A 25209-nucleotide genomic window follows, 5' to 3' on the forward strand; every position below is an offset into this window, starting at 1 on the left:
AGCCGGCGGAAGGAGACGCACGGACATGAAGGAGATCTGGACCGCGACGGCAGGGGATCTGTCCCAGCGGCGAGAGCCGATAACAATTCCGGGGACGACGAATGGCCCCGGCGCAGCCGTCCCCATTGTCATTGATCCAACCAGACGCTACCAGTACTGGGAGGGGGCCGGAGCTGCCCTGACGGACTCCAGTGCCTACCTGTTCATGACAGCCATGGATGCCGACCAACGTCATCGGATTCTGAGCGAGCTCTTCGATCCGGCCCAGGCGGGCTTTTCCGCCTTGAGGATCTCCATGGGGTCCTGCGACTTCTCCAGTCAGCGCTACTACTCTTATGATGATCTTCCCGAGGGGGTGCTGTCTGATCCGGATATGGCCTACTTCTCCATTGGGCAGGGGAAGCCGGGCTCGCCCGAAGCCACCAGGGACATGAAGTACGTGGTCCCCGTCCTTCAGGAGATCATGGCCGTCAACCCGGGCGTGCGGATTCTGGCCTCGCCTTGGAGCGCGCCCGCCTGGATGAAGGACAGCGGTCGGCTGGACGGGGCTGGGCGTCTGCGGCTGGGGCAATACTGCGGCAACGGCTACCGTTCACGTGACACGGTCGATGCGGCCTATGCCCGCTATTTCGTGCGGTTCATCGAGGCCTACCAGAAGCTGGGGATTCCCATCGCAGCAGTGACCATGCAGAACGAACCCTCCAACACTCCGCCCTGGCCCATGACGACCTGGACCCCCGAGGAGCTGGCGCGCTGGGGCGTAGACTATTTGCGTCCGGCACTGGACCGCAGCTTTCCCGAGGTGGAGATCTTCTTCGGCGATGACGGCCTGAGGTTCTTCAGCCGCCCAGTCAGCGATTACATGACCCCTGTCGAGGCCCTGAGCTTCGCCGGGACGGCCATGCACACATATTCCGGCCTGCCCAAGTGGGTCGTGAACGCCACCAGGCAGTTCCCCGGATGGCGTTCGGTCATGAGTGAGCGCCGCTGCATGCTGGACGAGCGGGTGGACGAGGCCAGCCATGTCATGTTCGGAGAGATCGGCATCGGACTGGTCCGCCAGGGCGTGGGCATGATCGATCTGTGGAATCTGGCCCTGGATGAGCAGGGTCTGCCCAGCTGGGCACGAACCATGGGCCGGCGTGGGGTCATCACCGTCGATTCCCGAACTGGCGGGGTCAAACGCAATCTGGAATATTTCATGCTCCGCAATTTCGGGCAGGACGTGCCGGTAGGCGCTCACAGGGTGGCCTCCACTAGCCATACATGTGACGGCCGGACCGGCGGTATGGGCTCGGTCGCCTTCGTTCGCGACGACGGTGAGCTCAGCGCCATCCTCTATAATCCGACAGGAGAGCCCATCCGGGCGGCCATGACTGTCAACGGTTGGGGCGCCTGCTGGCGACCGGTGAGCGTACCGGCTTTCGGGACGGTCTCCTGCCACATGTCAGACTCCGACCGCCTCAACCGCAGCATGGTGCCCGAGGATGACCGATTCATCGTCCATATGACTCCACACCCCGCCGACGACCACGACGAGCGAGAGGACGGCCAGGACTGATCCGATGACGGCGGCCGCTGATTGACTCTGACGGTTGCATCCAGAGCAAGAGCGACAGCCGTTTCGTGTCGATCGGGTCAATCGCTTCGTTGTCAAAGCCCTGTCTGCAGGGGAGGTTCGCTGCACTGGCATGCCTGTCAGTCTTTCATGTGTCCTTTATCAGTTAATTCGGCACGCAATCAATCCTATCTCTGGGTTTCATGACAGAATAGGCGGTAGTACCGAGTGAAGGCGGCTGCAGATTTGGGAGGTCGAAAACGTGAGTGACGATCGGCGACCGGGGCAGGTGTGGATAATCAAGTTCAATGGGGCGGAAGAGACCCGGCTCAAGCCTGGCGAGACCGTCGAGATCGGCCGCAAGCCTCTGCGTCCGTTGGCCGATGACGGTCGGCGTCGTCTGGAGGTGCCCGATCAAACTAAATCCATGTCCAAACGACATGCCATTTTCGCCGTCGACCAGGACGGTCTGGCAACCCTGCGCGACATGGGCTCCACCAACGGGTCCTATCTGATCCAGTCCGACGGATCGCTGGTCAGGCTGCCTGTGGATGCCGCCTTCCCCCTGTCCAGCAGCTCAGCTCGTTTCCAATTCGGCGATGTCCCCGTCGACTTTGTGCGCATCAGCAATCCTGAAGAGGATAAGACTGAACCTTCGACCCGTGTGCCCGACCTCTTCTCATACTCCACACAGCCCCGAGGCATGGTGGAGCCTGATGCAGCTGAGATGTCCGTCGATGACATTCTGGACATGCGCGCCGGCGAGCCCACTGGCATATTCAAGGCCGACGGGGTCCGCAACCGAGTCACTGCCCTTCACGATATGGCCCTGGGCGCCGCCAAAACAGCCGATTCCTCCCAAGAGGCCGACAGCGTTTCACAAGATCGTCCCAGGTCTGCCCCTGTCGCTCGTGACTCGCAGGACAATCCGTCGCAGCCTTTCTCCGATGGAGCCGCGTCCGCAGATTCGCGAGGCTCACGAGCTCGGTACTCCGACGATTCTGGTTCAGCCGAGCGTGGCCAGGCTAACAGGGGGCCGGCCGACGCAGGCTCAGCAGATGGTCAGGAATCGGACCGTCGCAGGTTTTATGCCGACCAGGGTGACCGGCGCGCAGATGGCTTCCAGGCCCAGAGCGCTCGTGGCGAAGCACGTCGGCCTCTGCCATGGCAGGAGCACGAATCTGAGCAGGGTCTGCCGCTGGTCGGCACCCAGGAGGAGGACAGCCAGCCTGTCGACCGCGACCTTTTCGCAGATGCTCGCCGTTCCCGTTTCGCTGAATCCGCTTCTGATCAGAATCGCTACGACCAGGATGCTGGCGATGCCCGTGACGCCCGTGGTCATCGTGACGATCGCCCAGCTTCCGTCCGCAGGGGCGAAGCGGACTCGGCCCAAGGGTTCACTCCGCTGGGAGCTGTAGAGCTGGCCCGCCTGTCTAAGAAGGAATCGGATCAAGCCCGGCGTCCCCAGCCAGCAGATGAGCAGGGTGATGGCCAGCGTTATCAGCCGGCCTTCGAGCCCGGATCCGTCTTTGAGCGGGTCTCCAAGGGTGACTATGACCGTGGTCAGGAGGCCATTGTGGTGGATGGGATGAGCTCCGACGATGCCAAGCGTACCGAGGATTTCGCCCTGCAGTTCGCCATGGCCAAGCATCGGCAGCTGCTGCCTTTTCTGGCGATGAACCCGGCCCTCTATGATGATCTGTACGCCTGGTTGGAGGCTCAGGGCGACCAGGACATCGATGCGGCCCTGCGCAACAATGACGGGTATCACGAATATCTGAACGCCGTGCGGAAGTGAGTGGACGGATGAGCGAGACGGTAATGAGCACCGGGGGATCGGAAGAGGACAAACGGGCTGAAGATGCACAGGCGTCAACGGCTGGCTCTTCCTCCGACCGCACGGCAGAAGAGGTCAAGGCCCCGTTGACTCCACTGGAGCGAATCCGGGGATGGCGCCAGGACTATCAGAACCAGGTGGGTCTGACCCCCTTGGAGAATGTGTCGCAACTGGCGGCGCAGATGGATCTGACGCATGCGCATCCTTCAGGCATCGCCCAGCTCTTCGCCAGCGGCCAGGTCCATCTGGATGCGCTCTTCCGCGACCGCGGCATGCTGCGTGCGGCCCACCGGCGAATGGAGCGGGTTCTGGACGATCAGGCTGCCAAGGAGCGTGCCAGCGGTTTCGCCCAGCTCTCCATGGTGGTGGGGGTGGCTGCCTGGCAGGGGCGCGACATGCCCGTACTGCTCTATCCCGTGCGTATCGACGAGAGCACGCAGGGGGTTTCCAGGGCATCCATCAGATTCACAGGCAAAGTGGACCTTAATCCTGCCTTGATCTCGGCCATGCGTGAGCGGGGCATCACCCTGGATCCGGACCGTCTGTTTTCTGCCTCCCACTATCAGGGCGGCACCCCCGAAACTTCGTCCCTGTTCAAGGACATGACGGCCCTGATCACGCCGCATATCAGCGACTTCGCTATTGAACGGAAAATCGTTCTGGGATGCTTCATCGAGCCATCGGCCCAGTTGCTGGGCGAAAGCCTTCGGATTCTGGACCGGATGGCCGCCGGGTCCACCGGCAACGATCTGCTGGATGCCTTGGCTGGCGACCAGGCAGCTTCCGAGCGGCTCAAGGGCGGACCTGTGCCCGACTACAGCCCCTTCGATGCAGACCCTCACAGCGAGTTCGAGGCCGGGGATGTGGACAACCGGGTCCGTTATGCCGCCCAGCTGGTGGCGACCGGGCACAGTGTGCTTGTGGATGAACAGACCGGCCGCCACAGCGCCGACGATGCCTTGGCCGTTGCCTCGCGCTGTGTCACTGCTGGAAGAACCGTGCTCTATGTGCCCTGCGTGGTGGAGGAGAAGCGACGCTTCCAGCATCGTCTGGATGCCGCCGGGATGGCGGACATGGCTCTTGACCTGACTGACGATCAGCTTGGCCGGATCCTGGACCAGCGGCTGATCGATGCAGTGGGGTTCAAACCCGGCAAGGCCAGCGAACACTTCGATCAGGTGGCTGACGAGCTTGTAGGCGTCCGCTCCCGGCTGACCCGTTACCTGGGTGATCTGCATGGGGTGGATTCCAGCTGGGGGGTTTCGGCCTACCAGACCATTCAGAATCTGGCCAACATCGCCAATATGCCTACGCACCCTGCCACCCGTGTCCGTCTGGGCGCGGCCACGGCCCACAACCTGCAGCCCGAGCTGGATGCCTGGGCAGACAAGCTGGAGAGGGCTGCCGAGCTGGGCGAATTCGTCATTGGCCCCCAGGACACGCCTTGGTTCGGGGCCACCCTGGTCAACGAGAACGAGGCCGTGGACGCATACTCCCGTGTGGTTCGCCTCCTGCAGCGGCTTCTGCCGGACACCCGCGAACAAGTCAAATCCACTGTGGAGACCTGCGGATTCCCCGTGCCGGCCACCGTCAAGGATTGGGGACGGCAGGTGGTGGTCCTCAAGAACCTGCGCCGGGTTCTGGACGTCTTCCAGCCTTCCATCTTCGAGCGTGACATTCCTGCCATGATCGAGGCCACCAAGTCCAAGGCTGATCGCAAGGCCAATGGCACTAATCTGGGATTCTGGGAACGCCGACGTCTGGTCAAGGAGGCCAAGAGCCTGCTCAGGCCCGGTGCCCAGGTCGAGGATCTGCATGAGTCGCTGGTGGTGGTCTCCAAGCAGGCTGAGCAATGGCGGACCTTCGTCCCCCACGGCGGCTGGCCGGTCCTGCCACCGAAGCTGGACGTCATCATCGACACTCAGGAATCCCTGATCCGCGACATGACGGCTCTGGACACCGTCCTGGCTTCGACTCCGGCTGGAGGCGATCTGGAGACCATGGACTTGAACAAGGTAGAGGAGCGGCTCAAGGCGCTCTTTGACGACCATACAGCCCTGGATACCTTGCCTGAGCGCTGCGCCCTGGAGGGCGAATTCAACAAGGCAGGGCTGCAGGACCTGGTCCAGGACCTGCGCAACCGCCAGGTCGAGGGCAAGGCGGTGCGGGCCGAGCTGCAGCTGGCCTGGTGGACCACGGTCTTCGACGACATCATGCGCTCCTCGCAGATCATCTCCAACCAGGACGGTTCCGCCCTGTCCAACGCGGCCGACCGCTTCAGTCAAGTGGATGCCCAGCACGTGGCCAGCGTTGGGCCCATGGTTGCCCAGGAGAGCGAAAAGCGCCTGTCTGAGCTGCTCTTCTCCCGCACCCAGGAGGCCAATCAGCTGCACACCATGCTGGCCGGCAACCCTGGTGCCTCCCTTGCGGTCTTCCAGCAGGCTCACCCCGGCATCCTGTCGGCGGCCAAGCCCATCATCATCGCGACTCCGGCCACGCTGGCGACCAGGACTAATCCGACACAGCTGGCCGACACGGTCATCATTGATGCTGGAGCCCACATGCCTTCCATCCAGGTGCTGACCGTGCTGGCTCGTGCCCGGCAGGTGGCAGTCATCGCCCACCGGCCTACCATCACCTCGGATGGCCTCTTGCAGCTGGTGGACCACCTGGTCCCGGTCACCGTCAAAGCCCGGCCCTCGCGACGTTCGATTCGGTTGGATGCCTTCCTGAAGGATCATGGCTATGGGGATCTGTCGGCGCCTGTCCCCGATTGCCTGGAGCCTGGCAGGGTAACCCTGACCAGGGTAGAGGGCGCTGGCGTCCCTGTCATGGCCACTGGGCTGGTCGAGTCCAGTCAACAGGAGGTGGCTGCCGTTGTCGATATGCTCAAGCGCAAGGCCGGATCCTTCTCCCTGGTGCCGAACAGTTATCTGCTGACTGTAGTCACCCTGTCGGCAGCCCACCGCTCCAGGCTGGGCGCCGAGCTCAAGTCGGCAGCGGCCAAGGACAGGGTTTTCGCCAGATTCCTGCGGCATGTACGGATAGTCGGCATTGATGAGGTCTGCGGCGCCCGGGCTACAGACGTGATCCTTACTCTTGGCTTTGCCAAGACCACCCACGGCCGTCTTCTGCAGCAGTTCGGTGATCTGGAGGGCGAAGGGGGCAAGGGCATGCTGTTGGATGCTCTGGTCCTGCCGGATCGGAATCTGGACATCGTCGCGGCATTCTCGGCTGATGACCTGGAGGACGATCGCATTCACCAGCCCGGGCCGCGTCTGCTCAAGGATCTGTTGACCTGGGTTGAGCATCCCGACGCTGAATCTGCCCGGCCCGAGCAAGCCGAACAGTCCGCCAATGTGCTCTTCAGGGATCTGGCCCAGCGGCTGCGGACACGGGGACTGGATGTGGCCTTGGATTATGGGTACGACCAGGCGCCCAGAATTCCTCTGGTGGTGGGGCTCAAGAACAAGCCCTATGCTCTGGCCGTGCTGACCGACGATGCCGAGTTCATGCACACCCAGTCCACCCGGGAGCGCCACCGGTTCACCACCGAGGACTTGCAGTATCTGGGCTGGTCGGTCATGACCGTCTGGAGCGTTTCGGCCTTTGTCAACCCCGACAAGGAAGCCGACAGGATCGTCGCCCGTCTTGCCGATATCTACCAGCAGGCGCGTTGATGGAAGACGATCAGCTGGACTGCGGAAATCAGTCCGGTGGGCCTGCAGCTCCGCGTCGGCGTCGCCATCGGCGGGTGGTTCGTCCGGGCAAGGAACGGTTCGATGTTGATGGCACAGAGGAGGATCCCCAGGACCGGGTCTGCAAACAGGATCGCCTTGACGAGGAAGATCGAAGGATTCTGGGCGAGCTGCCGCCTCACTGGGGGCTCTTCCCTAATGAGCGCGGCGACTGACTGTCGGTCCTAGTCCTGACTCTTGGGCAGTCCGGTTCCAGCCTGTTGGTTGTCTGCGCTCGTTGACTGGTGGATGTCATCGGCGATCTGGCGTAGCAGCTGCAGGCTCTGGTCCTGGGGGCTGGGAGCGTTGGGCTGGTCCTTGATGCCCGAGGCCGCCCGGCTCAGCTGCCGCAGCTTGTTGATGGGCATGATGATGCAGAAGTAGACGGCGATGGCGATCAAGAGGAAGTTGAGCAGTGCCGTCAGAATGGCGCCGAAGGAGATGGTAGCGTTCCGATAGGTGATGGTCAGGAGTCCGGACAGGTCTGGTTTGCCGAAGATCATGGCGATCAGGGGGCTGATCAGATTGTTGACGATGGCGTTGACCACGCTGGTCACCGCTGAACCCATAACCACGCCCACGGCCATATCCACCATGGATCCACGCGAGATGAACTGCTTGAATTCGCCCAGCACGCCCTTGTTGCTGATCTGCGAGATTTTGTGGACTGCTTCGGCGGTATCCTTGGCCGCCACCTGGTTGATCGAGGCCATTCTGCATCCTTCCGTGGTTGATATGAGGCATAGAGCGCCCATGCCTGCTGCTTCCACCTCCATTATCGCGGGCCCAGGATTGTTTCGGTTTTCCGACATGGCTGGAGGGTGTCGATGCAGAAGTTCTGTCGGGTCGGATGGCAATGACCGGGGTGGATGGATCCAGAGATAACAAGAGCAGAGCCTGACTGGCATCCAGGGCGAAGACGGCCTGGGACCCTTGCCGGACCTGGCTGCCCTCCCGTCCTTCAAGATCGGATCGATCCCTGGCGATGGTCTGTGCCGGTTGTAGAGCCAGTGCGTGCTCGGCTATCATGCAGCGTCCGCCGCCTGGGGCCTGCCCGGGAGTCGGTGTCTGCAGGCCGTTGACTTGCTGGACATGGGGAAACTCAGATTCCCTGTCAGCGCCAGGCTGATCTCGCGCGGAGGAGGGCGGCAGAGAACTCGGCTGCGCAGAATGCGTGCCGGCACCGGCTGGGCAGTCTCCCGAGGCCAGTAAATTCACCTTGTCGCCAGCCTGCAGGTCCCCTGGATCGTCGGCCAGGCGGATGGTCACCGGAGTGGTCCCGGGTGGCTGTGACGGTCTGACGCTGATCATGGCCGTGGTCAGCGGTTGCCCCGTGTGGAGGCTGATCATCAGCCGCCGCCCACGTACTTGCCCAAAGGAGGACATCAGGCCGGGCAGCCGTTCCCTGCCATGCAGGATTCGCGTTTCAACCATGCCAGGCTCGATGGCTGATCCCCGTGCAATAGGCCGCGAGGCGACCAGTATAGACAGGCGGCCCTGGGCCTGGACCAGGATCTGCAGGGCGCAGAAGACTGCCAGCCCCAATGCCAGGGCAGCTCCCACACGTCGCAGCTTAAAAAGCCGCCGTCGGCGGGTCAGGGGACCAGCGGCAGCCGAGGGCTTGTCCTTATTGGTAAAGATAGAAAAATCGACCATGCCCCCAGCCTGCCAGAATCTTGGCCGACCCATGGGTCCACATGGTCGATGTGGTCGAATGTGCCTTTCGGTCTACTTACTTGCCGCTTGTGGAGCTTGTAGAGGAGGAAGATGAGACTCCGTCGGTCCGGTAGAAACCATGGCCCTTGAACTCGATGGGCACTGCGGAGAAGACCTTGCGGACCTGCTGCTGCCCGCACTTGGGGCAGATGGTGATTGACTCGTCGTCGAAAGACTGCTCCTTGGTAAAGTCGTATCCGCAGTTCTTGCAACGATAATGATAGGTGGGCACCGTTCTTTCCCTCCGCTGATGGTCGGTTCGCGCGACGATTGGTTCAACACCCAATATCCTAGTGGTGGCTTCGACCAGAAGAATCGGCACCGGGCCTCTCGTCAATCTTGTTCGTCACCATTATGGTCCCCTCTGGGCCTTCGTGACAGACCTGCGGCTGTGGGCGTGAAACCTTCGGGTGTCAGGACGGCATCCACAGGAAGATCATGGTTCAGATGGGGCAAAGGGACTTCCACGAATTCGCCGGGCCAGCAGATGCCCACCACTGGAGTTTGTTCTGCTCGCAGCTCCAAAGCCCTGTCATACCAGCCTCCGCCCCGACCCAGACGAATGCCGGCATGGTCGATGGCCAGTGCAGGCACCAGGATCAGATCGGCCTGATTCAAGGCCTGCGCTGGCAGGGCTGGCATATCGGGTTCGTCCGGCCGCCAGCCGGGAATCCGCTTCATGTCATTCAGATCCTGCTCTGATTGCAGGCGTCCCCAACCTATTTGGGTGCCCGTGCCAAGCATGGGGACGAGCACTTGGTAGCCCCGGCCCAGCAGGAGGTTCAGGCTTGGGTCCATGGCTATCTCCCCCCGAATGGAGGAAAAAGCAGCCACGGTCAGGCTCTGGTCGCTGCGGGAGCGCTCGACCTTGGCAAGCAGTCGGCCGGTCAGCAGACCAGCCAGCTTGTGGCCTGCGTCACGGCATTGGGCTGGGTCGATGCGCCGTCGGGCTTCAAGCAGCCGGCCGCGCCAATCCTGCTTGTCCTTATCGATGCGTTCCTGCTCGTTCATGCCCTCAGTTCTACCAGCATGGGCTCTCCCTAATGGACGCATGCCTGCCTCCATGGCCGTTTGGTGAGAACATGGAGTCATGTCGGTTCTGCACACCTTCCGCCAAGTCTGGCAGGGTTCCCGAGCCCGTTCGGACCATGCCCTGGATCTGCCTGATCGTCTGACTTCGCCCCCAGGACATGGGGACTTCCTGCTGAGGCCCATCCGCGAGGGTGACCAGGCAGCCTGGAACGCGGTCCGATGGAGGAATCGCGATTGGCTAGCCCCGTGGGAATCAGGGGATCCCAGCCACGGACCCGGCATGACCTATGCCCAGTGGATGCAGGAGTTGGATCGTTCCCGGCAGGAGGGCACTTCAGCGGTCTTTCTTATGGAGTTTCATCAGAGCATCGTTGGGCAGATTTCTCTAGGCGCCATCCGCTATGGGTCCATGCGCACAGCGACAGTGGGCTACTGGGTGGACCAGGATTGGATCGGTCACGGATTCGCGCCCCTGGCCCTGGCCATGCTGGCGAACTGGGCTTTCAGAGACGGGAGGGGACCCCATCTGCACCGTCTGGAGGTGGCAATTCTGCCTGAGAACCAGCGATCCCTGCGTGTAGTCCAAAAGCTGGGCATGGAGCCGGAGGGGCTGCGCCGCAGCTACATGTACGTAAACGGGCAGTGGCGGGACCACCTGACCTTTGCCTGGATTGGCGACCAATTCGATCCCGATCTGCCGGCTCGTCTATGAGACTCTGGGGCGGACATGGTCGACACGCTGGGTTTGACTTGCTGTTTGGGGCATACCGTCAACTAACGTAGTACTTATGGTTTATGAATCACTCAGCAGCATCGTGGTTTTGGTGATTGCGGTGATTCTGGTGCTGGGTTGGCTGCCGTTTCGCACCGTCAAGGGTATGAAGCGGGCCTCGGAGCATCGCCAGGACAGGCTTTCCACCTCCCTGCACATGGTGGGGCGGGAAGACGGCATGAGGTTCTGCGACAGGCAGTCGAGGACGGTGAAAGGGTTGGTCATGCAGCAAGGGCAGCAGGATGGCAACCGGCGCAGTCAGGCCCAGCGCATCAAGCAGATCAGACAGTTGCGCCGCGCGGCCATACGCCGTCGTCGCATCCTGGTCCTTGTCCTCTTGGCTGTCACCCTGCTGGTGGCTGGGCTCTCTTTCTCCTTGGGCTACAGCCCATGGTTCACTTTGATTCCTCTGGCGTTGGTGATAGTGGTGTTGGCCGCCGGCGCGCATGCTTCAGCCCAGGCTCGTGCCTGGGAGCGAAATTTAGCCCAGCGGCGTGCCCGGCAGCGTCGTCAGCAGGTGGCCAGTCTGACTAAGAGCAAGACCGCCAGCAAGCCCGTGCAGACCAAGAATGAGGGTCGCACGGAAACTGCTACGGATGTGCTTGACCAGGATGAGATTCGTCGGACGTTGACCCAGGCTAAGGCTGATCAACAGGCAGCCCTCAAGGCCAGACGGCACAATGCTGCCAAGCCTGTCAAGCCGGCTGCCGACAGCAGCAAGGCCAAGGGTTCGGCCGGGTCCCTCACGTCGACCGAGAAGGCCGCTGCCAAGACCGGGCATACGTCGAACAGGCCATCCGTCGCCGAGAAGGCCTCTGAACGGACCCCGGCCAAACAAGCAGCTTCTGGGCCGACGGCTTCCAAACCGGCAACCACCAAGTCTTCAAAGGCCCAAAAGACTGCCTCCAAGCCTGCAATCCACTCGGCTTCCCCGCAGTCGACGCCTGCTCAATCCGCCATTGCCCATACAGACAAGTCCGGATCGGCCTCTGCGTCTGCTGGCAAAAAGCGTCCATCTTCGTCGTCTTTGGCTAAGGCCCAGGACGACGCCACCAATGAGCTCGAGCGCATCAGCCCTTCTCCGGCCTTGGATGCCTTCGGCACGGCGGCTGGACAGGATCTGATCTCCTTCTCCTTGGGATCGGCCCGTGACGAGGGATCAGGCAAGGACGGCAAGAACAGCGAAGACGAGGCTCCTCACAGCCTGGAGATCAAGTCCACCCGTCAGGTCTCCGTGGCCCGTCCTCCCGAAAAGAAGCAGCCAGGTCAGAAGAAGGCTCATAAGAAGGCCGATGGCCGACCCGACGACTTCCACAAGCGGGAGATGCAGGCCCAGGTCGAGGCGCCCGATCGCAGCGAGGACTCCCTGTCCATCGGCGTGGAGGCTATATTGGCCCGGCGTCGTCCGACAGCCAAGTCCTGAGGACAAATCGGCGAACCTTCTTTCACCACTAGCGTTAGCACTCAAGTTGGCAGAGTGCTAATTTCGCGCTACTATGACTTGTAGCGCAAAGGAATGCGTGGTGAGTGTTCGTCAGCCTCTCATCGACGTTCCGGCGTGGGTTCATTGGCTGTTCTCACAAGATGTAGGAGGTCCACAGTGTCGATTTCACTCACACCGTTGGAAGACAAGATCGTCATCAAGCAGGCTGAGGCGGAGACCAAGACCGCTTCCGGGTTGGTCATCCCCGATACCGCCAAGGAGAAGCCCCAGCAGGGCGAGGTGCTGGCTGCAGGCCCCGGCCGTCGCGACGACAAGGGCGAGCGCATCCCCATGGATGTCAAGGTTGGCGACAAGGTTCTGTACTCCAAGTACGGCGGCACCGAGGTCAACTATGGCGGCGAGGACTACCTGATCGTGTCCGCGCGCGACGTTCTGGCCATCCTCAAGTAAAGAGGCGGTGATAGTGGCCCCTGGTCCTGCGCAAGGACCAGGGGCCATTCGCGTCTTGTCGGGACCGTGCAGCGGAACAGATGCCCCAGGGACATATGGCGGCCACTAGCATGGTGCCCATGTACTATCGTCATCGCGTCAGCATTGATTCCCTGCCCGGATACCGGCAGGGCAGCCCTGCACCAGCCGTTCCCGGGTTGACCAGCTACAAGATCTCCAGCAATGAGAACCCATACCCGCCCCTGCCAGGCGTGCTCCAGACCATCTCCGAGCAGGCCCTGGGCCACCTGAACCGCTATCCGGACATGCATGGCACCCGTCTGGTGGAGCGGCTGGCTAAGCTGCACGGGGTGGAGCCAGCATGCATTCAGCTGGGATGCGGGTCCACGGAGGTCATCACCCAGCTGGTTGATCTGGTGGCTGGTCATGGCGATCAGGTGGTCTACCCCTGGCGCAGTTTCGAGGCCTATCCCATCATCATCACCATGGCCGGCGCCACCGGGGTGCCCGTGCCTCTGGATAGGCAGGGACGCCATGACATCGAGGCCATGATCGCCGCGGTCAACGACTACACCAGATTGGTCATTGTCAACAACCCCAACAATCCGACTGCGACCAGCGTCGATCGCGACCAGGCCGAACGGCTTTTACAAGCCCTGCCCGCCGATCTGCCGGTGCTCTTTGACGAGGCGTATGTACAGTTCAATGACGACCCTGATAGAGCCGACGGTTTGTCGCTCATGCGTGAGCATCCCAATGTGATAGCGGCCCGGACTTTCTCCAAGGCCTATGGACTGGCCGGTCTGCGGATCGGATACGCCGTGGCTGCCGAGCCGATCATTGCCGGCATGAACAAGGTGGCCCTGCCCTTCGGCGTCACCGATGTGGCCCAGACGGCGGCAATGGCCAGCCTGGACGCACAGGATCGCCTGGCCGAACGGGTCCAGGCACTCAAGCAGGAACGGGCCAGAATCCTGGCTGGTTTGCAAGAGCAAGGGTGGAGGATCCCTGAACCTCGCGCCAACTACTACTGGCTGCCTCTGGGCCAGGCCGCCGCGCAGGCTGATCAGCGTTTCCGTGACGTAGGCCTGTCGGTCAGAACCTTCCCTGGCGAGGGCATTCGCATCACTGTGGGGGAGCGGGAGGCCAACGACCGGGTTCTGGAGGTATGCGCCGACCTGCGTCGACAGGGTTTGCCGCAGGATCCGATTCCTGACTAAGGTCGCTGTAACGCGAGCGTAAATGTAAATGCTTGACGTCTCAGTTCTTGTATGGAATGTCACAGCGGGGCCAATTTTGCTCCTATGAACTTGTGTCGTCTTGGATGAACCTATATATTGTGGTCAGCTAGCCAAGTTAATCCAATATATAGTGTTTATCAAGGAGCAGCGGTCCCTATGCCCTTAGTAGATGTAGATCGGCATGATCCTCTGGGTGATGCCTCCAGGCTGGTGTATTTCTCCAGTGTCTCCAACAACACCCACCGCTTTGTGCAGCGGTTGGGCGTGGAGGAGCCTCTCCGTATCCCCCTGTACGAGCGGCGACAGCCCATGCTCGTCATGGATACGCCCTACCTTCTGCTGGTGCCCACCTATGGCGGCGGGTCAGCCAGGGGAGCCGTGCCCAAGCAGGTCATCCACTTCCTGAACAATCCGGTCAACCGCGGACTAATCCGCGGGGTGGTCACCTCGGGCAACAGGAACTTCGGCAGCGCCTATTGTGCAGCCGGACCGCAGATTGCCCTTCGGTGCGGCGTCCCTGAGCTCTATCGCTTCGAGCTCCTGGGCACTGCGGCGGACGTCCGGGCGGTAAGGGCCATTCTGGCCGGAATGGGAGTGCGGCTCCAACAGCAGTCGACTGATTCACGAAAGTCGGTTTTGTCATGAGCCGGCAGGAAGGCACGCAAGAAAGCGCTAAGTCAGAGGTCGGCGTCTACGCCGACGACGAGATGATGCGCCAATCCATCACCCCGCCCCAGTACCGAGTCACCCCTGAGGCCAGGATTCGCCCGGTCAACTGGAACAACGTCACCGACGAGAAGGATCTGGAGGTCTGGAACCGGCTGGTCTCCAACTTCTGGCTGCCTGAGAAGGTGCCCCTGTCCAACGACATCCCATCCTGGAACACGCTGACCGATCATGAGCGCCAGACCACGGTCCGCGTCTTCACCGGACTGACCATGCTGGACACCACCCAGGCCACCATCGGCGAGCTGGTGCAGATCGATCACGCCCGTACCGAGCAGGAGCAGGCCATCTATACCAACATCGCCTTCATGCAGTCGGTCCACGCTCGCTCCTATTCTTCGGTTTTCTCCACCCTTTGCTCCAGCGAGGAGATCGACAGGGCCTACCGGTGGGCTGTGGCCAACGACATCCTCCAGGAGCGCGTCCACACGGTCCTGCACGAGTATGTCAGCGAGGATCCCCTCAAGCGCAAGGTGGCCTCCACCATGCTCTCCTCTCTCATGCTCTATGCTGGCTTCTACCTGCCCCTCTACTTCTCCAGCCATGCCAGGCTGATGAACACGGCTGACATGATTCGGCTGATCCTGCGCGACAAGGCCATCCACGGCTATTACTCGGGCTACAAGTATCAGCGGGGTCTGGAGGAGAGGACCCAGGCTGACCAGGCCATGCTGGAGAAGTTCACCAATGATTTGCTGGATAAGCTCTACGACCTGGAGATGGTCTATTCAGGGCAGATCTATGAGGGATTCCCCTTTGTCGAGGATGTCTTCGCCTTCGTTCGCTACAATGCCAACAAGGCGCTGATGAACCTGGGCTACCCGGCCCGGTTCGTGGCCGGCCAGACCGATGTCAGCTCGGAGATCCTGGCGGCCCTGTCGCCCTCTGCCAACGAGAACCATGATTTCTTCTCGGGCTCGGGCTCCTCCTACGTCATGGGGCACTCCGAGTCCACGGACGACGACGACTGGGACTTCTAGGCCAGTCGGAACCGGTGTGATATTAGGCACAGAAAACCCTATATATGCTCACCGTTTTCGATATCGATAGCACATATAGTAATTCAGGCTCGCGCTGGGCGGGTACTGATCGGCCCGTCCTCAGGGCGGGCATCACCGTCAAGACAGGCTCTGGTGGCCTGATCAGGAGGAAGCATGGAGCAACAGCAGACCGCCGGAATTGATTCGGAGCTCAGCGCTCCCGAGTTCGCCGCCCAGGGTCAGCGTCTGGGGGCCGTGGTCTACTTCTCGTCGGCCTCGCGCAATACCGCCCGGTTCATCGCCAACTGCCATTTGGATGACGAGGGGATCGACGTCTTCCGCATCCCCTTGAGGCCCAAGGACCCGCCGCTCAACATTCGCCAGCCCTACATCCTGATCGTCCCCACCTATGGGGGCGGATCAGCCAAGAAGGCGGTCATGCCGCAGATCAAGCGTTTCTTGAACGACCCAGCCAACCGGGCCGGCATCCGCGGGGTCATCGCCTCGGGCAACACCAACTTCGGGGAGGCCTTCTGCATGGCGGGAGACATCATCTCCCGCAAGTGCAATGTGCCATTCCTCTACTATTTCGAGCTCATGGGCACCAAAGAGGACCAAAACAAGGTCCGCCGCGGGGTCGTGGATTTCTTCCGCAACAACCCCGAGCCCTGAGCCAATTTCATTACGCATATCATCACCGCCATACTCATGAAAGGACACCCGATGGGAGCAAACGAGGATACATCCCTGGGCCTGGACAGGACCGCATCCGAGGATGAGGAGACCTTCGATCCGGCTCACGACTACCATGCCCTGAATGCCATGCTGAACCTGTACGACAAGGACGGAAGGATTCAATTCGACAAGGACCACGAGGCCGAGCGCCAGTACATGGACCGGCACGTAGGGCCCAACACCATGACCTTCCCCTCCACGGCCGAGCGGATCGCCTACCTCCTGGATCAGGAGTACTACGACCGGAAGGTCTTTGAACGCTACGCCCCGGAGTTTCTGGACAAGATCTATAAGCATGCGGCCGAAAGCGGCTTCGAATTCGAGACCTTCCTGGGTGCCTTCAAGTTCTACACCTCTTATGCGCTGAAAACCTTCGACGGCAAGCGCTACCTGGAGGACTTCCCCCAGCGTTGTGTAGCCGTGGCCTTGGAGCTGGCCGACGGGGACGAGCAGGCCGCCATGAAGTACGCGGATGAGATCATCTCCGGCCGCTTCCAACCCGCCACCCCCACCTTCCTGAACCTGGGCAAGGCCCAGCGCGGCGAGCCGGTCTCCTGCTTCCTGGTGCGCATAGAAGACAACATGGAGTCCATCTCCCGAGGGGTCAACGCGGCCCTGCAGCTGTCCAAGAGGGGCGGCGGCGTGGCCCTGCTGCTCAGCAATCTGCGCGAAATGGGCGCACCCATCAAGCACATCGAGAACCAGTCCAGCGGCGTGGTCCCGGTCATGAAGCTCCTGGAGGATTCCTTCTCCTACGCCAACCAGCTGGGCGCCCGCCAGGGTGCCGGCGCCGTCTACCTGTCGGCCCACCACCCTGACATCATGCGCTTCCTGGACACCAAGCGGGAGAACGCGGATGAGAAGATCCGCATCAAGTCCCTGGCCCTGGGCGTGGTCATCCCTGACATCACCTTCGAGCTGGCCAAACGCAAGGAGCCCATGGCCCTCTTCTCGCCTTATGATGTGGAGCGGGTCTACGGCAAGCCCTTCGCTGACATTCCCATCACTGAGCACTACGAGGAGATGGTCAAGGACAAGCGGATTCACAAGAAGTACATCGATGCCCGTGACTTCTTCATGACCCTGGCCGAGATTCAGTTCGAGTCCGGCTACCCCTACATCCTCTTCGAGGACACGGTCAACAAGGCCAACCCCATCGACGGCCGGATCACCATGTCCAACCTCTGCTCGGAGATCCTGCAGGTCCAGGAGCCCAGCACCTACTCCGAGAACCTGAACTACGACCATATCGGCCGTGACATCTCATGCAACCTGGGGTCCCTCAACATCGCCAAGGCCATGGACGGCGGCCTGGCCGACACGGTCGAAACCTCGGTGCGGGCCCTGACCTCCGTCTCTGACCATACCAACATCGAGGCCGTCCCCTCCATCAAGCGGGGCAACGACGAGGGCCATGCCATCGGCCTGGGTCAGATGAACCTCCACGGTTTCCTGGCCCGCGAGGGCATCCACTACGGATCCGAGGAGGGGCTGGACTTCACCGACATGTACTTCATGACCGTGGCCTACCACGCCTACAGGGCCTCTCATGCCCTGGCCGTGGAGCGGGGGAAGGCCTTCGCCTCCTTCGCCAAGTCCGATTATGCCAAGCCGGCAGGGCAGGGGAACTACTTCGACAAGTACACCGAGGGCAGCCGTTCCTTGGAGCCTAGGACCCAGTGGATCAAGGACCTCTTCGACCAGTACCGGGTCCATATCCCCACTGTGGAGGATTGGAAGGAACTCCAGGCGGCCATCCTCAAGGAGGGCATCTACAACCAGAACCTTCAGGCTGTCCCACCGACCGGGTCCATCTCCTACATCAACCACTCCACCAGCTCCATCCATCCGATTGCCTCCAAGATCGAGATCCGCAAGGAGGGCAAGATCGGGCGCGTCTACTACCCGGCTCCCTACATGACCAACGAGAACCTGGATTACTTTGAGGACGCCTACGAGATCGGCTGGAAGAAGATCGTGGACACCTACGCCGAGGCCACTCAGCATGTGGATCAGGGGCTCTCGCTGACCCTCTTCTTCCCTGACACGGCCACCACCCGCGACCTCAACAAGGCTCAGATTTACGCCTGGCGCAAGGGGATCAAGACCCTCTACTACATCAGGATCCGCCAACAGGCCCTGGAGGGCACCGAGGTCGAGGGCTGCGTCAGCTGCATGCTTTAAGGCACCTGTCCTAAGAGTCATATGCAGTCACCGGTCGCCACGTCCACGGGTCAGGTCCGTCCATGCGGTAGACTGACGGTCCTGTCGTGATCCGCGTCGCACTGTCGAACACTTATCCAACAAGGAGCAATCAACCATGGTCCCACCCATTTCCATTCCCCGGCAGCCGCTGAAGCTGATTGACCGGGTCTCCGCCATCAACTGGAACCGTCTGGAGGACGAGAAGGACCTTGAGGTCTGGGACCGTCTGACTGGCAACTTCTGGCTGCCCGAGAAAGTTCCCGTCAGCAATGACCTGCCCTCCTGGCAGGCCATGAGCGAGGAGGAGCACACCCTGACCATGCGGGTCTTCACCGGGCTGACCCTTCTGGACACCATCCAGGGGACCGTGGGCGCCGTCAGCCTGATTCCGGATGCGCTGACCCCCCATGAGGAGGCTGTTTACACCAATATCGCCTTCATGGAGTCGGTCCATGCCAAGTCCTACTCCTCCATCTTCTCCACCCTGGCTTCCACCCCTCAGATCGACGCTGCCTTCGAGTGGAGCGAACACAATGAGTTCCTCCAGCGCAAGGCCCAGATCGTCCTGGACTACTACGAGGGCGACAACCCCCTGAAGCGCAAGGTGGCCTCCACCCTGCTGGAGTCCTTCCTCTTCTACTCGGGCTTCTACCTGCCCATGTACTTCTCCAGCCATGCCAAGCTGACCAACACAGCCGATCTGATCCGCCTGATCATCCGTGACGAGGCCGTGCATGGCTACTACATCGGCTACAAGTACCAGAAGGGGCTGGCCAGGGTCTCCGACTCCGAGCGTCAGGCCATGAGCGACTACACCTACGAGCTCCTGGGCGACCTGTACGACAACGAGGTGGAATACACCGAGAGCCTGTACTCGGGGGTGGGCCTGGTGGAGGATGTCACCAAGTTCCTGCGTTACAACGGCAACAAGGCGCTGATGAACCTGGGTTATCCGGCCCTCTTCCCCTCGGACACCACCGACGTGAATCCGGCCATCATCGCATCGCTGAGCCCCAACGCCGACGAGAACCACGATTTCTTCTCCGGCTCGGGCTCCTCCTACGTCATGGGCAAGGCCGTGGAGACGGACGACGACGACTGGGATTTCTGACCCGTCCGTCCCGCTCTGACGTGGAAGACACGACGTTGGAGCGTGACTTGCGGAAAATGGAAAAACATGTCATTATAGGCAAGTTGCCGTACAGAGCTTCGGTTCTAGTGCGGCATGGCGGATTTCCCAAGCGGTCAAAGGGAGCTGACTGTAAATCAGCCGCGTAATGCTTCAGAGGTTCGAATCCTCTATCCGCCACGCCTCGGTAGCTCAGTGGCAGAGCACTTCCTTGGTAAGGAAGAGGTCGTGAGTCCGATTCTCACCCGAGGCTCTCTGGCGGGGTAGCTCAGCTGGCTAGAGCGTACGACTCATAATCGTAAGGTCAAGAGTTCGAGTCTCTTCCTCGCTACTGTGGCCGACATACGTCGGTCGTGCAACGACTATAGAGGTGAACCATGGCAAAAGCCGCAGATATCCGTCCTGGCATTACGCTGGCGTGCACCGTGTGCAAGGAGCGTAATTACATTACGACCAAGAACCGTCGTAACACTCCTGACCGTCTGGAGCTCAAGAAGTTCTGCCCCCGTTGCGGCAAGCATACCCTGCACCGGGAGACCCGCTGAGTTCTTCCCGTCCTTTGGCTTCATCGGAACCCGACCATTCGGCCGGGTTCTTTTTATACGCAGGCGCTTCCTCACGCAGATCTGCCTATATGCCTGCCGTGCATACGGGTTTTGCGATAGTGGGGGCTCAGCCTTCAGAGATTGACCTGGTAGGCGGCCTCAAAGGCCTGATCCAGATCGGCGATCAGGTCCCCCGGGTCCTCCAGGCCCACGGAGATTCGAATCAGATCGTCGCCTACACCGGCGCTGAGGCGGTAGGGGCCTGGAACCTCCCTGTGGGTGATCCTGGCCGGGTCGACAATCAGAGTGCGGCAGTCGCCGATGTTGGGCATGTAGCTCATGAGATGCACCGAGTCTACGATGCGCTTGACCTGCTCATAGTCCCCTTGGACCTTGAAGGAGAGGATCGTGCCGACGCCCTTGGGCAGCAGGGTCGATGCCAGGCGGTCCTGCTGGTCCGCATAGCCCTGGTGGTGACTCTCGCGAATTCCCGAGTAGTTGACCTGCTCCACCTGGGGAATGGTCAGCAGGTGGCGGGCCAGGATTGCTGCAGTCTTCACCTCGGTGGCGACCCGCTGTGGCAGGGTCTCAAGGCCTGTCAGCTGCAGGTAGGCTGCGAAGGGGCTCATGACCGCCCCGAAGGTGTGCAGGTACTTGGTGTGGACCCTGTGGAGGAAGGCCATCTTGCCGAAGGCATCCAGAAAGCTGACCATGGATCCGTGCCGCTCGTCGCTGATGATCAGTTCGGGCTGGCTCATCTGCGGGAAGCGGCCGTTGCCCCAGTCGAATCGGCCTGCATCCACGATGACCCCGCCCAGGGCGTTGCCATGGCCGCTGATCCCCTTGGTGGTCGAATGGACGACGATGTCGGCACCGAAGTCGATCGGGTTGAGCAGGTACGGCGTGGGCACCGTATTGTCGATGATCAGGGCCAGCCCATGCCGGTGGGCCAAGTCGGCCAGGCCGGGGATGTCGGCGATGGCTGTGGACGGATTGGCCACGGATTCGGCGAAGATGGCCCTGGTGTTGTCCTGGATCAGGGGTTCCACTGCATCAAGGTCGTTGATGTCGTCCACGAAATCCGTTTCGATGCCAAAGTTGGGGAAGAAAGTCTTCATGGCGTCCACCGTGGTTCCATAAAGATCGACCGGGGAAATTAGTCTCCCACCGCCCTCGGCGGCACACATGAGAGCTGACGATACAGCGGCCATCCCTGAGGCCATGGCCACGGCCCCCTTGCCCCTCTCCAGGCCAGCAAGGCGGTCCTCCAGGACCTTGACCGTGGGGTTGGCCAAGCGTGAGTAAGAGAACCCTTGAATTTCGCCGGCGGCCAGGGCGTCTCCCCGGTCGGCGGTGACCATGTCAAAGGCGGCCGACTGGTAGATGGGGACGCTGGCCGCGCCTCCGCCCTGTCCTTGACAGTCATAGCCGTTATGGACGGCTTTTGTCGCGAATCCTTTGCTCATGACGGCCCGCTCCTCTGAATGTGGCCTAGATGCTCGCGTGCTTCACGGATCATCAAACCCTTTTTCAGATGCTGAGACAACAGTGCCTCTATAGGCGTTCCTTATAAGGGGTTATTCACCCCCCTGCCGTCCTTGTCGGTGCTACGGCTGACCGGGGCTAAATCAAGAGAACCTGCCCATGTGTGGCTCTGTATTTTGCGTTTGCCTGCCGTAATTCATCGAATCGAGCCAGTGGGTCGAGAAGGCGGATCAAGACAGCAGATCAGAGGGCCGGTAGGCTAGAAGGGCTCTAGATCAGCCCTGTCACCTGCGATGATACAGTGAAAGACATGTCAGAAGCAGCCACGGTCAACATCTCAACTCCGACATTTGCTGATATCACCACCATGGGCGTGGGAGGACGTATTGCGGCCTTTGTCCAGCCACATGACAGGGTCGGGCTGATCGAGGCTGTGGAGGGGGCGGATTCCAAGGGGCTGCCCCTCTGCCTGATTGGCGGGGGATCCAACCTGCTCGCCTCTGACCAGGACTTTCCTGGCGTAGTCGTGCGCGACACCCGTCAGGACATCAGCGTGCCTGACGAGGTGGCTCCGCCCGAGAGCGGCTTTCCCGTCGTTCACATCAACGCTACGGCTGGGACCAACTGGGATGATCTGGTCTCCTACTGCGTGCGCATGCACCTGATCGGAATAGAGGGCCTATCCGGCATCCCCGGGACTGTCGGGGCCTCGGTGGTCCAGAACATCGGCGCCTACGGCCAGGAGGTCGGGCACCTTGTCGATTCGGTCGAGGTATGGGACCGTCAGGACAAGGTCACAGCCTATCTGCGGGCCTCTGACCTCGATTTCGGATACAGGACCTCCCTGCTCAAGCAGACCATGTACCAGGCGCCGGCTGTGCCCGAAGCACGGTTCTTCCCTACGCCCCGCTACGTGGTGCTTTCGGTCACCCTGGTTCTGCGACATGGGTCTGAAGTTCAGGTGGGTTCGGCCCAGCTTGCCAAGGCCCTGGGCGTGGAACCGGGAGCAACGCTTCCCCTGGATCGGATTCGACAGGCGGTTCTGACCGTCAGAGCGGGCAAGGGGATGCTGGAGGATCCCTACCGGTACCTGACCGATTGGATGGGATCATGCCGTCGAACCTCCGACCTGGAAGAGGCTCTGGAGGCAGTCCAGGATGATCTTCACGGCCCCAGGGGCGAACGAGTGCTGCTTGACCGCCACAGCTGCGGGAGTTTCTTCACCAATCCGATCATCAGTCGTAAGGCCGCGGATGCCCTGCCATCGGATGCCCCACGTTATCCTGTCGAGGGCTCGGCATTGGTCAAGACCTCAGCGGCTTGGCTGATCGATCATTCGGGCTTTCACAAGGGCTTCGCTTTAAAGCAAGGGTCGGCAGCCGCCCTGTCCGATGTGCACACACTGGCCTTGACCAACCGGGGAGGCGCCGGCTCAGACGACATGGCGGCCCTGGCACATGCCATACAGAAAGGCGTGGATTCCACCTTTGGCATCCATCTGATTCCCGAACCTGTCACCCCGGGCATCGACTTGGCCTGGTAGCCCCTGCTCAAGGATCCGTTTCTTCTGACCCTCAGATCGATTCAAAGGTCTGAGGGTCTGTTTTTTACAAAGTGCATATCAAAAATGCTGGTACAAGCAACAGCTGGCAACATATTCCTCCGCCATCCCTCTATCACATAGCTTGAAAACATCAGAGGACGAATCGGACCGTCACCCGCGTTGACGCGGGTTGAAACAAACCTGTCGGATCCATCAGTCCTGGTTATGGAAGGAAAGGTATGGCGGTTTCCCACGACATAGCGGTCAGCGGCATCCGTCCTGGCAGCGTTCTCCTGGTTGGCGAGGGTATGGGGCTCTTCGCGGCTGGCGAGGAGGGACCCTGCAGTGAGGTCGGGTCCTTCAGTGCCTCGGTGGCAGGTGCGGAGCTCAACGTAGCCATCGGCCTGGAGCGGCTTGGCCAACATCCGGTCTATATGACTCGCATAGGCCAGGATCCGATAGGCGAACGAATCCTGTGCTTCATGCGGCAGAACAACCTGGACACCTCCTTGGTCGTCGAGGATGCCACTCGTTCCACTGGCTTTATGATGAAGTCCAAGGTAGAGCAGGGAGACCCCAAGACTTACTACTTTCGCAAAGGATCGGCGGCTTCGGCCCTGGGCCCGGCCGATGTCAAGGCCATCGACTGCAGCGGAATCTCGCTGATGCATATGACCGGAATCCTCCCGGCGCTTTCGGCAAGCACCCTGGAAGCCAGCAAAGCGCTGGTTGAGCTGTCACGGGCCAATCAGGTCTTCGTTTCCTTTGATCCCAACGAACGTCCCGCTCTCTGGAAGAGCGACAGACATATGAAGCAGACGCTCCTGTCCTTAAGCGCCGAGGCTGATCTGGTCCTTCCAGGCATTTCCGAGGGCAGGCATCTGTTCGGGCTGGACAGCGTCCACGATATCGGTCAGGCCTTCATTGACAATGGCGCCCGTTATGCGGTGGTCAAGGACGGGCCCGATGGAGCCTACGCGACGGACGGTCATGATGGTGTCTACGTTCCGGGTTTCAAGGTTGATGCGGTGGTGGACACAGTCGGCGCCGGCGACGGTTTCGCGGCCGGCGTGTTGTCGGCTCTGCTTGAGGGTCGGCCCATGTCCGAAGCGTTGGAGCGTGGGTGTGCCGTCGGTGCCATGCAGACCCAGGTGGTATCCGACAACGAAGGCTTGCCCACAAAGGCCCGGTTGAATGACTTTATTGCCGGACGCCAGCGGGCTGCGGTCAGACAGGTTGGCTGAGCCGGTTTATCCGGGCGACGATCAGAAGCCCTCCATAGACAGGCGATGGATTCGATTCAACAAGTTCAATTCCACAAGAGAAGGAAGCAGGCATGAGCGAGTTTGGCAAGACGGACGTACCGGAGGAGCGGATCGGATTGATTGATCTGATCAGAACAATCAAAGTGGTCCCCCTGGTGACCCTGCATTCACCCGAGGAAGCGGTTCCTCTGGCTAGGGCCCTGGCTTCCGGTGGAGTGCCCATCGCGGAGGTCACCTTCCGATCGGCTGCCGCCCTGGACGGGATGCGGGCTATTTATGACCAGGTGCCTGAGGTGACCCTGGTGGCAGGAACTGTGCACACGGTCGACCAGGCACGCCAGGCAGTGCAGGCAGGTTGCAAGGGTATCGTCTCCCCGGCCTTCAACGATGCTGTGGTCGACTGGTGCACGGGCTCCCGGATCCCGGTCTTGCCTGGAACGGCGACTCCCAGCGACATTGAGAAAGCCTATGATCTTGGTCTGCGTTTTACTAAGTTCTTCCCAGCCGAGGCTTACGGTGGCATCAAGACCTTGAAGGCACTCTCCGGCCCCTTTGCAGAGATGAGCTTCTTGCCCACCGGAGGAGTTGGGTTCGGGAACGCTCGCGAATACATCGACCTGCCCAACGTCTTTGCTGTGGGCGGGAGTTTCCCTGTACCGTCCCAGGCCCAGCGCCGAGGCGATTGGAAAGCCGTTGCTGATGCCTGCGCGAAGGCCAGGCAGGTGGTGCAAGGCTGAGCGCCAGAGTCCCGGGCTGGTCATCGGTCGCCAGGTCCGATGATCTGGTCGGATCCCCCGTATGGGCGGGAT

21 protein-coding genes, 3 tRNA genes and 1 pseudogene are annotated in these 25209 nt (G+C 61.1%); 20 read left to right on the forward strand and 5 right to left on the reverse strand.

Annotation, left to right across the window (positions count from 1 at the left end):
- Nucleotides 1-25 precede the first annotated feature (25 nt).
- The 4 genes from J3T95_RS06075 to J3T95_RS06090 all read left to right on the forward strand — a co-directional run bounded on the left by J3T95_RS06075 (nucleotide 26) and on the right by J3T95_RS06090 (nucleotide 7308).
- On the forward strand, nucleotides 26-1561 hold the full coding sequence (locus J3T95_RS06075) for a glycoside hydrolase family 30 protein (protein WP_267450807.1): 1536 nt from the start codon (nucleotides 26-28) through the stop codon (nucleotides 1559-1561).
- A gap of 259 nt (nucleotides 1562-1820) precedes the next feature.
- Entirely contained in the window at nucleotides 1821-3356 is a 1536-nt protein-coding gene (locus J3T95_RS06080) for a variant leucine-rich repeat-containing protein (RefSeq protein ID WP_267450808.1), read from the forward strand.
- An 8-nt stretch (nucleotides 3357-3364) separates the two neighbouring features.
- Entirely contained in the window at nucleotides 3365-7075 is a 3711-nt protein-coding gene (locus J3T95_RS06085) for a helicase (RefSeq protein WP_267450809.1), read from the forward strand.
- On the forward strand, nucleotides 7075-7308 hold the full coding sequence (locus J3T95_RS06090) for a hypothetical protein (RefSeq protein ID WP_220236297.1): 234 nt from the start codon (nucleotides 7075-7077) through the stop codon (nucleotides 7306-7308). Before J3T95_RS06085 ends, J3T95_RS06090 begins: the two co-directional genes overlap by 1 nt.
- A gap of 9 nt (nucleotides 7309-7317) precedes the next feature.
- Here J3T95_RS06090 and J3T95_RS06095 read toward each other — a convergent pair whose 3' ends face one another.
- The 4 genes and pseudogenes from J3T95_RS06095 to J3T95_RS06105 all read right to left on the reverse strand — a co-directional run bounded on the left by J3T95_RS06095 (nucleotide 7318) and on the right by J3T95_RS06105 (nucleotide 9901).
- Nucleotides 7318-7728, reverse strand: coding sequence for an MscL family protein (locus tag J3T95_RS06095; protein WP_416378751.1), 411 nt, complete (start codon nucleotides 7726-7728; stop codon nucleotides 7318-7320).
- A 721-nt stretch (nucleotides 7729-8449) separates the two neighbouring features.
- Nucleotides 8450-8821: pseudogene (locus tag J3T95_RS09265) on the reverse strand (SAF domain-containing protein); the annotation flags it as partial.
- A gap of 43 nt (nucleotides 8822-8864) precedes the next feature.
- On the reverse strand, nucleotides 8865-9080 hold the full coding sequence (locus J3T95_RS06100; protein WP_267450811.1) for an FmdB family zinc ribbon protein: 216 nt from the start codon (nucleotides 9078-9080) through the stop codon (nucleotides 8865-8867).
- 101 nt (nucleotides 9081-9181) lie between these two features.
- Nucleotides 9182-9901, reverse strand: a complete 720-nt coding sequence (locus J3T95_RS06105; protein ID WP_267450812.1) for a 5-formyltetrahydrofolate cyclo-ligase — start codon at nucleotides 9899-9901, stop codon at nucleotides 9182-9184.
- Between the two features lie 37 nt (nucleotides 9902-9938).
- Between J3T95_RS06105 and J3T95_RS06110 the strand changes: the two genes are divergently transcribed.
- From J3T95_RS06110 to rpmG, 13 genes are all read left to right on the forward strand, one after another.
- On the forward strand, nucleotides 9939-10592 hold the full coding sequence (locus J3T95_RS06110; RefSeq protein ID WP_220236293.1) for a GNAT family N-acetyltransferase: 654 nt from the start codon (nucleotides 9939-9941) through the stop codon (nucleotides 10590-10592).
- A 76-nt stretch (nucleotides 10593-10668) separates the two neighbouring features.
- Nucleotides 10669-12075 (forward strand): hypothetical protein, encoded by a 1407-nt coding sequence (locus J3T95_RS06115; protein WP_267450813.1) that lies wholly within the window; start codon nucleotides 10669-10671, stop codon nucleotides 12073-12075.
- A 177-nt stretch (nucleotides 12076-12252) separates the two neighbouring features.
- Nucleotides 12253-12546 carry a co-chaperone GroES gene (groES, locus tag J3T95_RS06120; protein WP_015022393.1) on the forward strand — a complete coding sequence of 98 codons (294 nt, stop codon included), beginning with the start codon at nucleotides 12253-12255 and terminating at the stop codon, nucleotides 12544-12546.
- A gap of 119 nt (nucleotides 12547-12665) precedes the next feature.
- Nucleotides 12666-13766, forward strand: coding sequence for a histidinol-phosphate transaminase (locus J3T95_RS06125; protein ID WP_267450884.1), 1101 nt, complete (start codon nucleotides 12666-12668; stop codon nucleotides 13764-13766).
- Between the two features lie 177 nt (nucleotides 13767-13943).
- Nucleotides 13944-14432: a class Ib ribonucleoside-diphosphate reductase assembly flavoprotein NrdI gene (gene nrdI, locus J3T95_RS06130; protein WP_220236291.1), complete on the forward strand. Its 489-nt coding sequence runs from the start codon at nucleotides 13944-13946 to the stop codon at nucleotides 14430-14432.
- Between the two features lie 65 nt (nucleotides 14433-14497).
- Nucleotides 14498-15493 (forward strand): class 1b ribonucleoside-diphosphate reductase subunit beta, encoded by a 996-nt coding sequence (gene nrdF, locus J3T95_RS06135; protein ID WP_267450885.1) that lies wholly within the window; start codon nucleotides 14498-14500, stop codon nucleotides 15491-15493.
- Between the two features lie 174 nt (nucleotides 15494-15667).
- Nucleotides 15668-16165, forward strand: coding sequence for a class Ib ribonucleoside-diphosphate reductase assembly flavoprotein NrdI (gene nrdI / locus J3T95_RS06140; RefSeq protein ID WP_220236290.1), 498 nt, complete (start codon nucleotides 15668-15670; stop codon nucleotides 16163-16165).
- A gap of 51 nt (nucleotides 16166-16216) precedes the next feature.
- The gene (gene nrdE, locus J3T95_RS06145) at nucleotides 16217-18412 is read left to right on the forward strand and encodes a class 1b ribonucleoside-diphosphate reductase subunit alpha (RefSeq protein ID WP_267450814.1); all 2196 of its coding nucleotides are present in this window, start codon (nucleotides 16217-16219) and stop codon (nucleotides 18410-18412) included.
- A gap of 136 nt (nucleotides 18413-18548) precedes the next feature.
- The gene (nrdF, locus tag J3T95_RS06150; RefSeq protein ID WP_220236288.1) at nucleotides 18549-19544 is read left to right on the forward strand and encodes a class 1b ribonucleoside-diphosphate reductase subunit beta; all 996 of its coding nucleotides are present in this window, start codon (nucleotides 18549-18551) and stop codon (nucleotides 19542-19544) included.
- 116 nt (nucleotides 19545-19660) lie between these two features.
- A tRNA-Tyr gene (locus tag J3T95_RS06155) sits at nucleotides 19661-19742 on the forward strand.
- Between the two features lies 1 nt (nucleotide 19743).
- Nucleotides 19744-19815, forward strand: a tRNA-Thr gene (locus J3T95_RS06160).
- 4 nt (nucleotides 19816-19819) lie between these two features.
- Nucleotides 19820-19893, forward strand: a tRNA-Met gene (locus J3T95_RS06165).
- A gap of 46 nt (nucleotides 19894-19939) precedes the next feature.
- Nucleotides 19940-20107: a 50S ribosomal protein L33 gene (rpmG, locus tag J3T95_RS06170; protein ID WP_015022386.1), complete on the forward strand. Its 168-nt coding sequence runs from the start codon at nucleotides 19940-19942 to the stop codon at nucleotides 20105-20107.
- 134 nt (nucleotides 20108-20241) lie between these two features.
- On the opposite strand, the gene J3T95_RS06175 is transcribed toward rpmG, so the two are convergent.
- The gene (locus J3T95_RS06175; protein WP_267450815.1) at nucleotides 20242-21573 is read right to left on the reverse strand and encodes an O-acetylhomoserine aminocarboxypropyltransferase/cysteine synthase family protein; all 1332 of its coding nucleotides are present in this window, start codon (nucleotides 21571-21573) and stop codon (nucleotides 20242-20244) included.
- 329 nt (nucleotides 21574-21902) lie between these two features.
- Between J3T95_RS06175 and J3T95_RS06180 the strand changes: the two genes are divergently transcribed.
- From J3T95_RS06180 to eda, 3 genes are all read left to right on the forward strand, one after another.
- Nucleotides 21903-23135 (forward strand): FAD-binding protein, encoded by a 1233-nt coding sequence (locus tag J3T95_RS06180; protein ID WP_267450816.1) that lies wholly within the window; start codon nucleotides 21903-21905, stop codon nucleotides 23133-23135.
- A gap of 239 nt (nucleotides 23136-23374) precedes the next feature.
- Nucleotides 23375-24379, forward strand: coding sequence for a sugar kinase (locus J3T95_RS06185; RefSeq protein ID WP_267450817.1), 1005 nt, complete (start codon nucleotides 23375-23377; stop codon nucleotides 24377-24379).
- A 92-nt stretch (nucleotides 24380-24471) separates the two neighbouring features.
- A complete protein-coding gene (eda, locus tag J3T95_RS06190) occupies nucleotides 24472-25137 on the forward strand; it encodes a bifunctional 4-hydroxy-2-oxoglutarate aldolase/2-dehydro-3-deoxy-phosphogluconate aldolase (RefSeq protein ID WP_220236284.1) in 666 nt (221 codons plus the stop codon).
- The last annotated feature ends 72 nt before the right edge of the window (nucleotides 25138-25209 follow it).

The sequence above is a fragment of the Bifidobacterium sp. B4079 genome, from assembly GCF_026537385.1.
Taxonomy (GTDB): Bacteria; Actinomycetota; Actinomycetes; order Actinomycetales; family Bifidobacteriaceae; genus Bombiscardovia; species Bombiscardovia asteroides_I.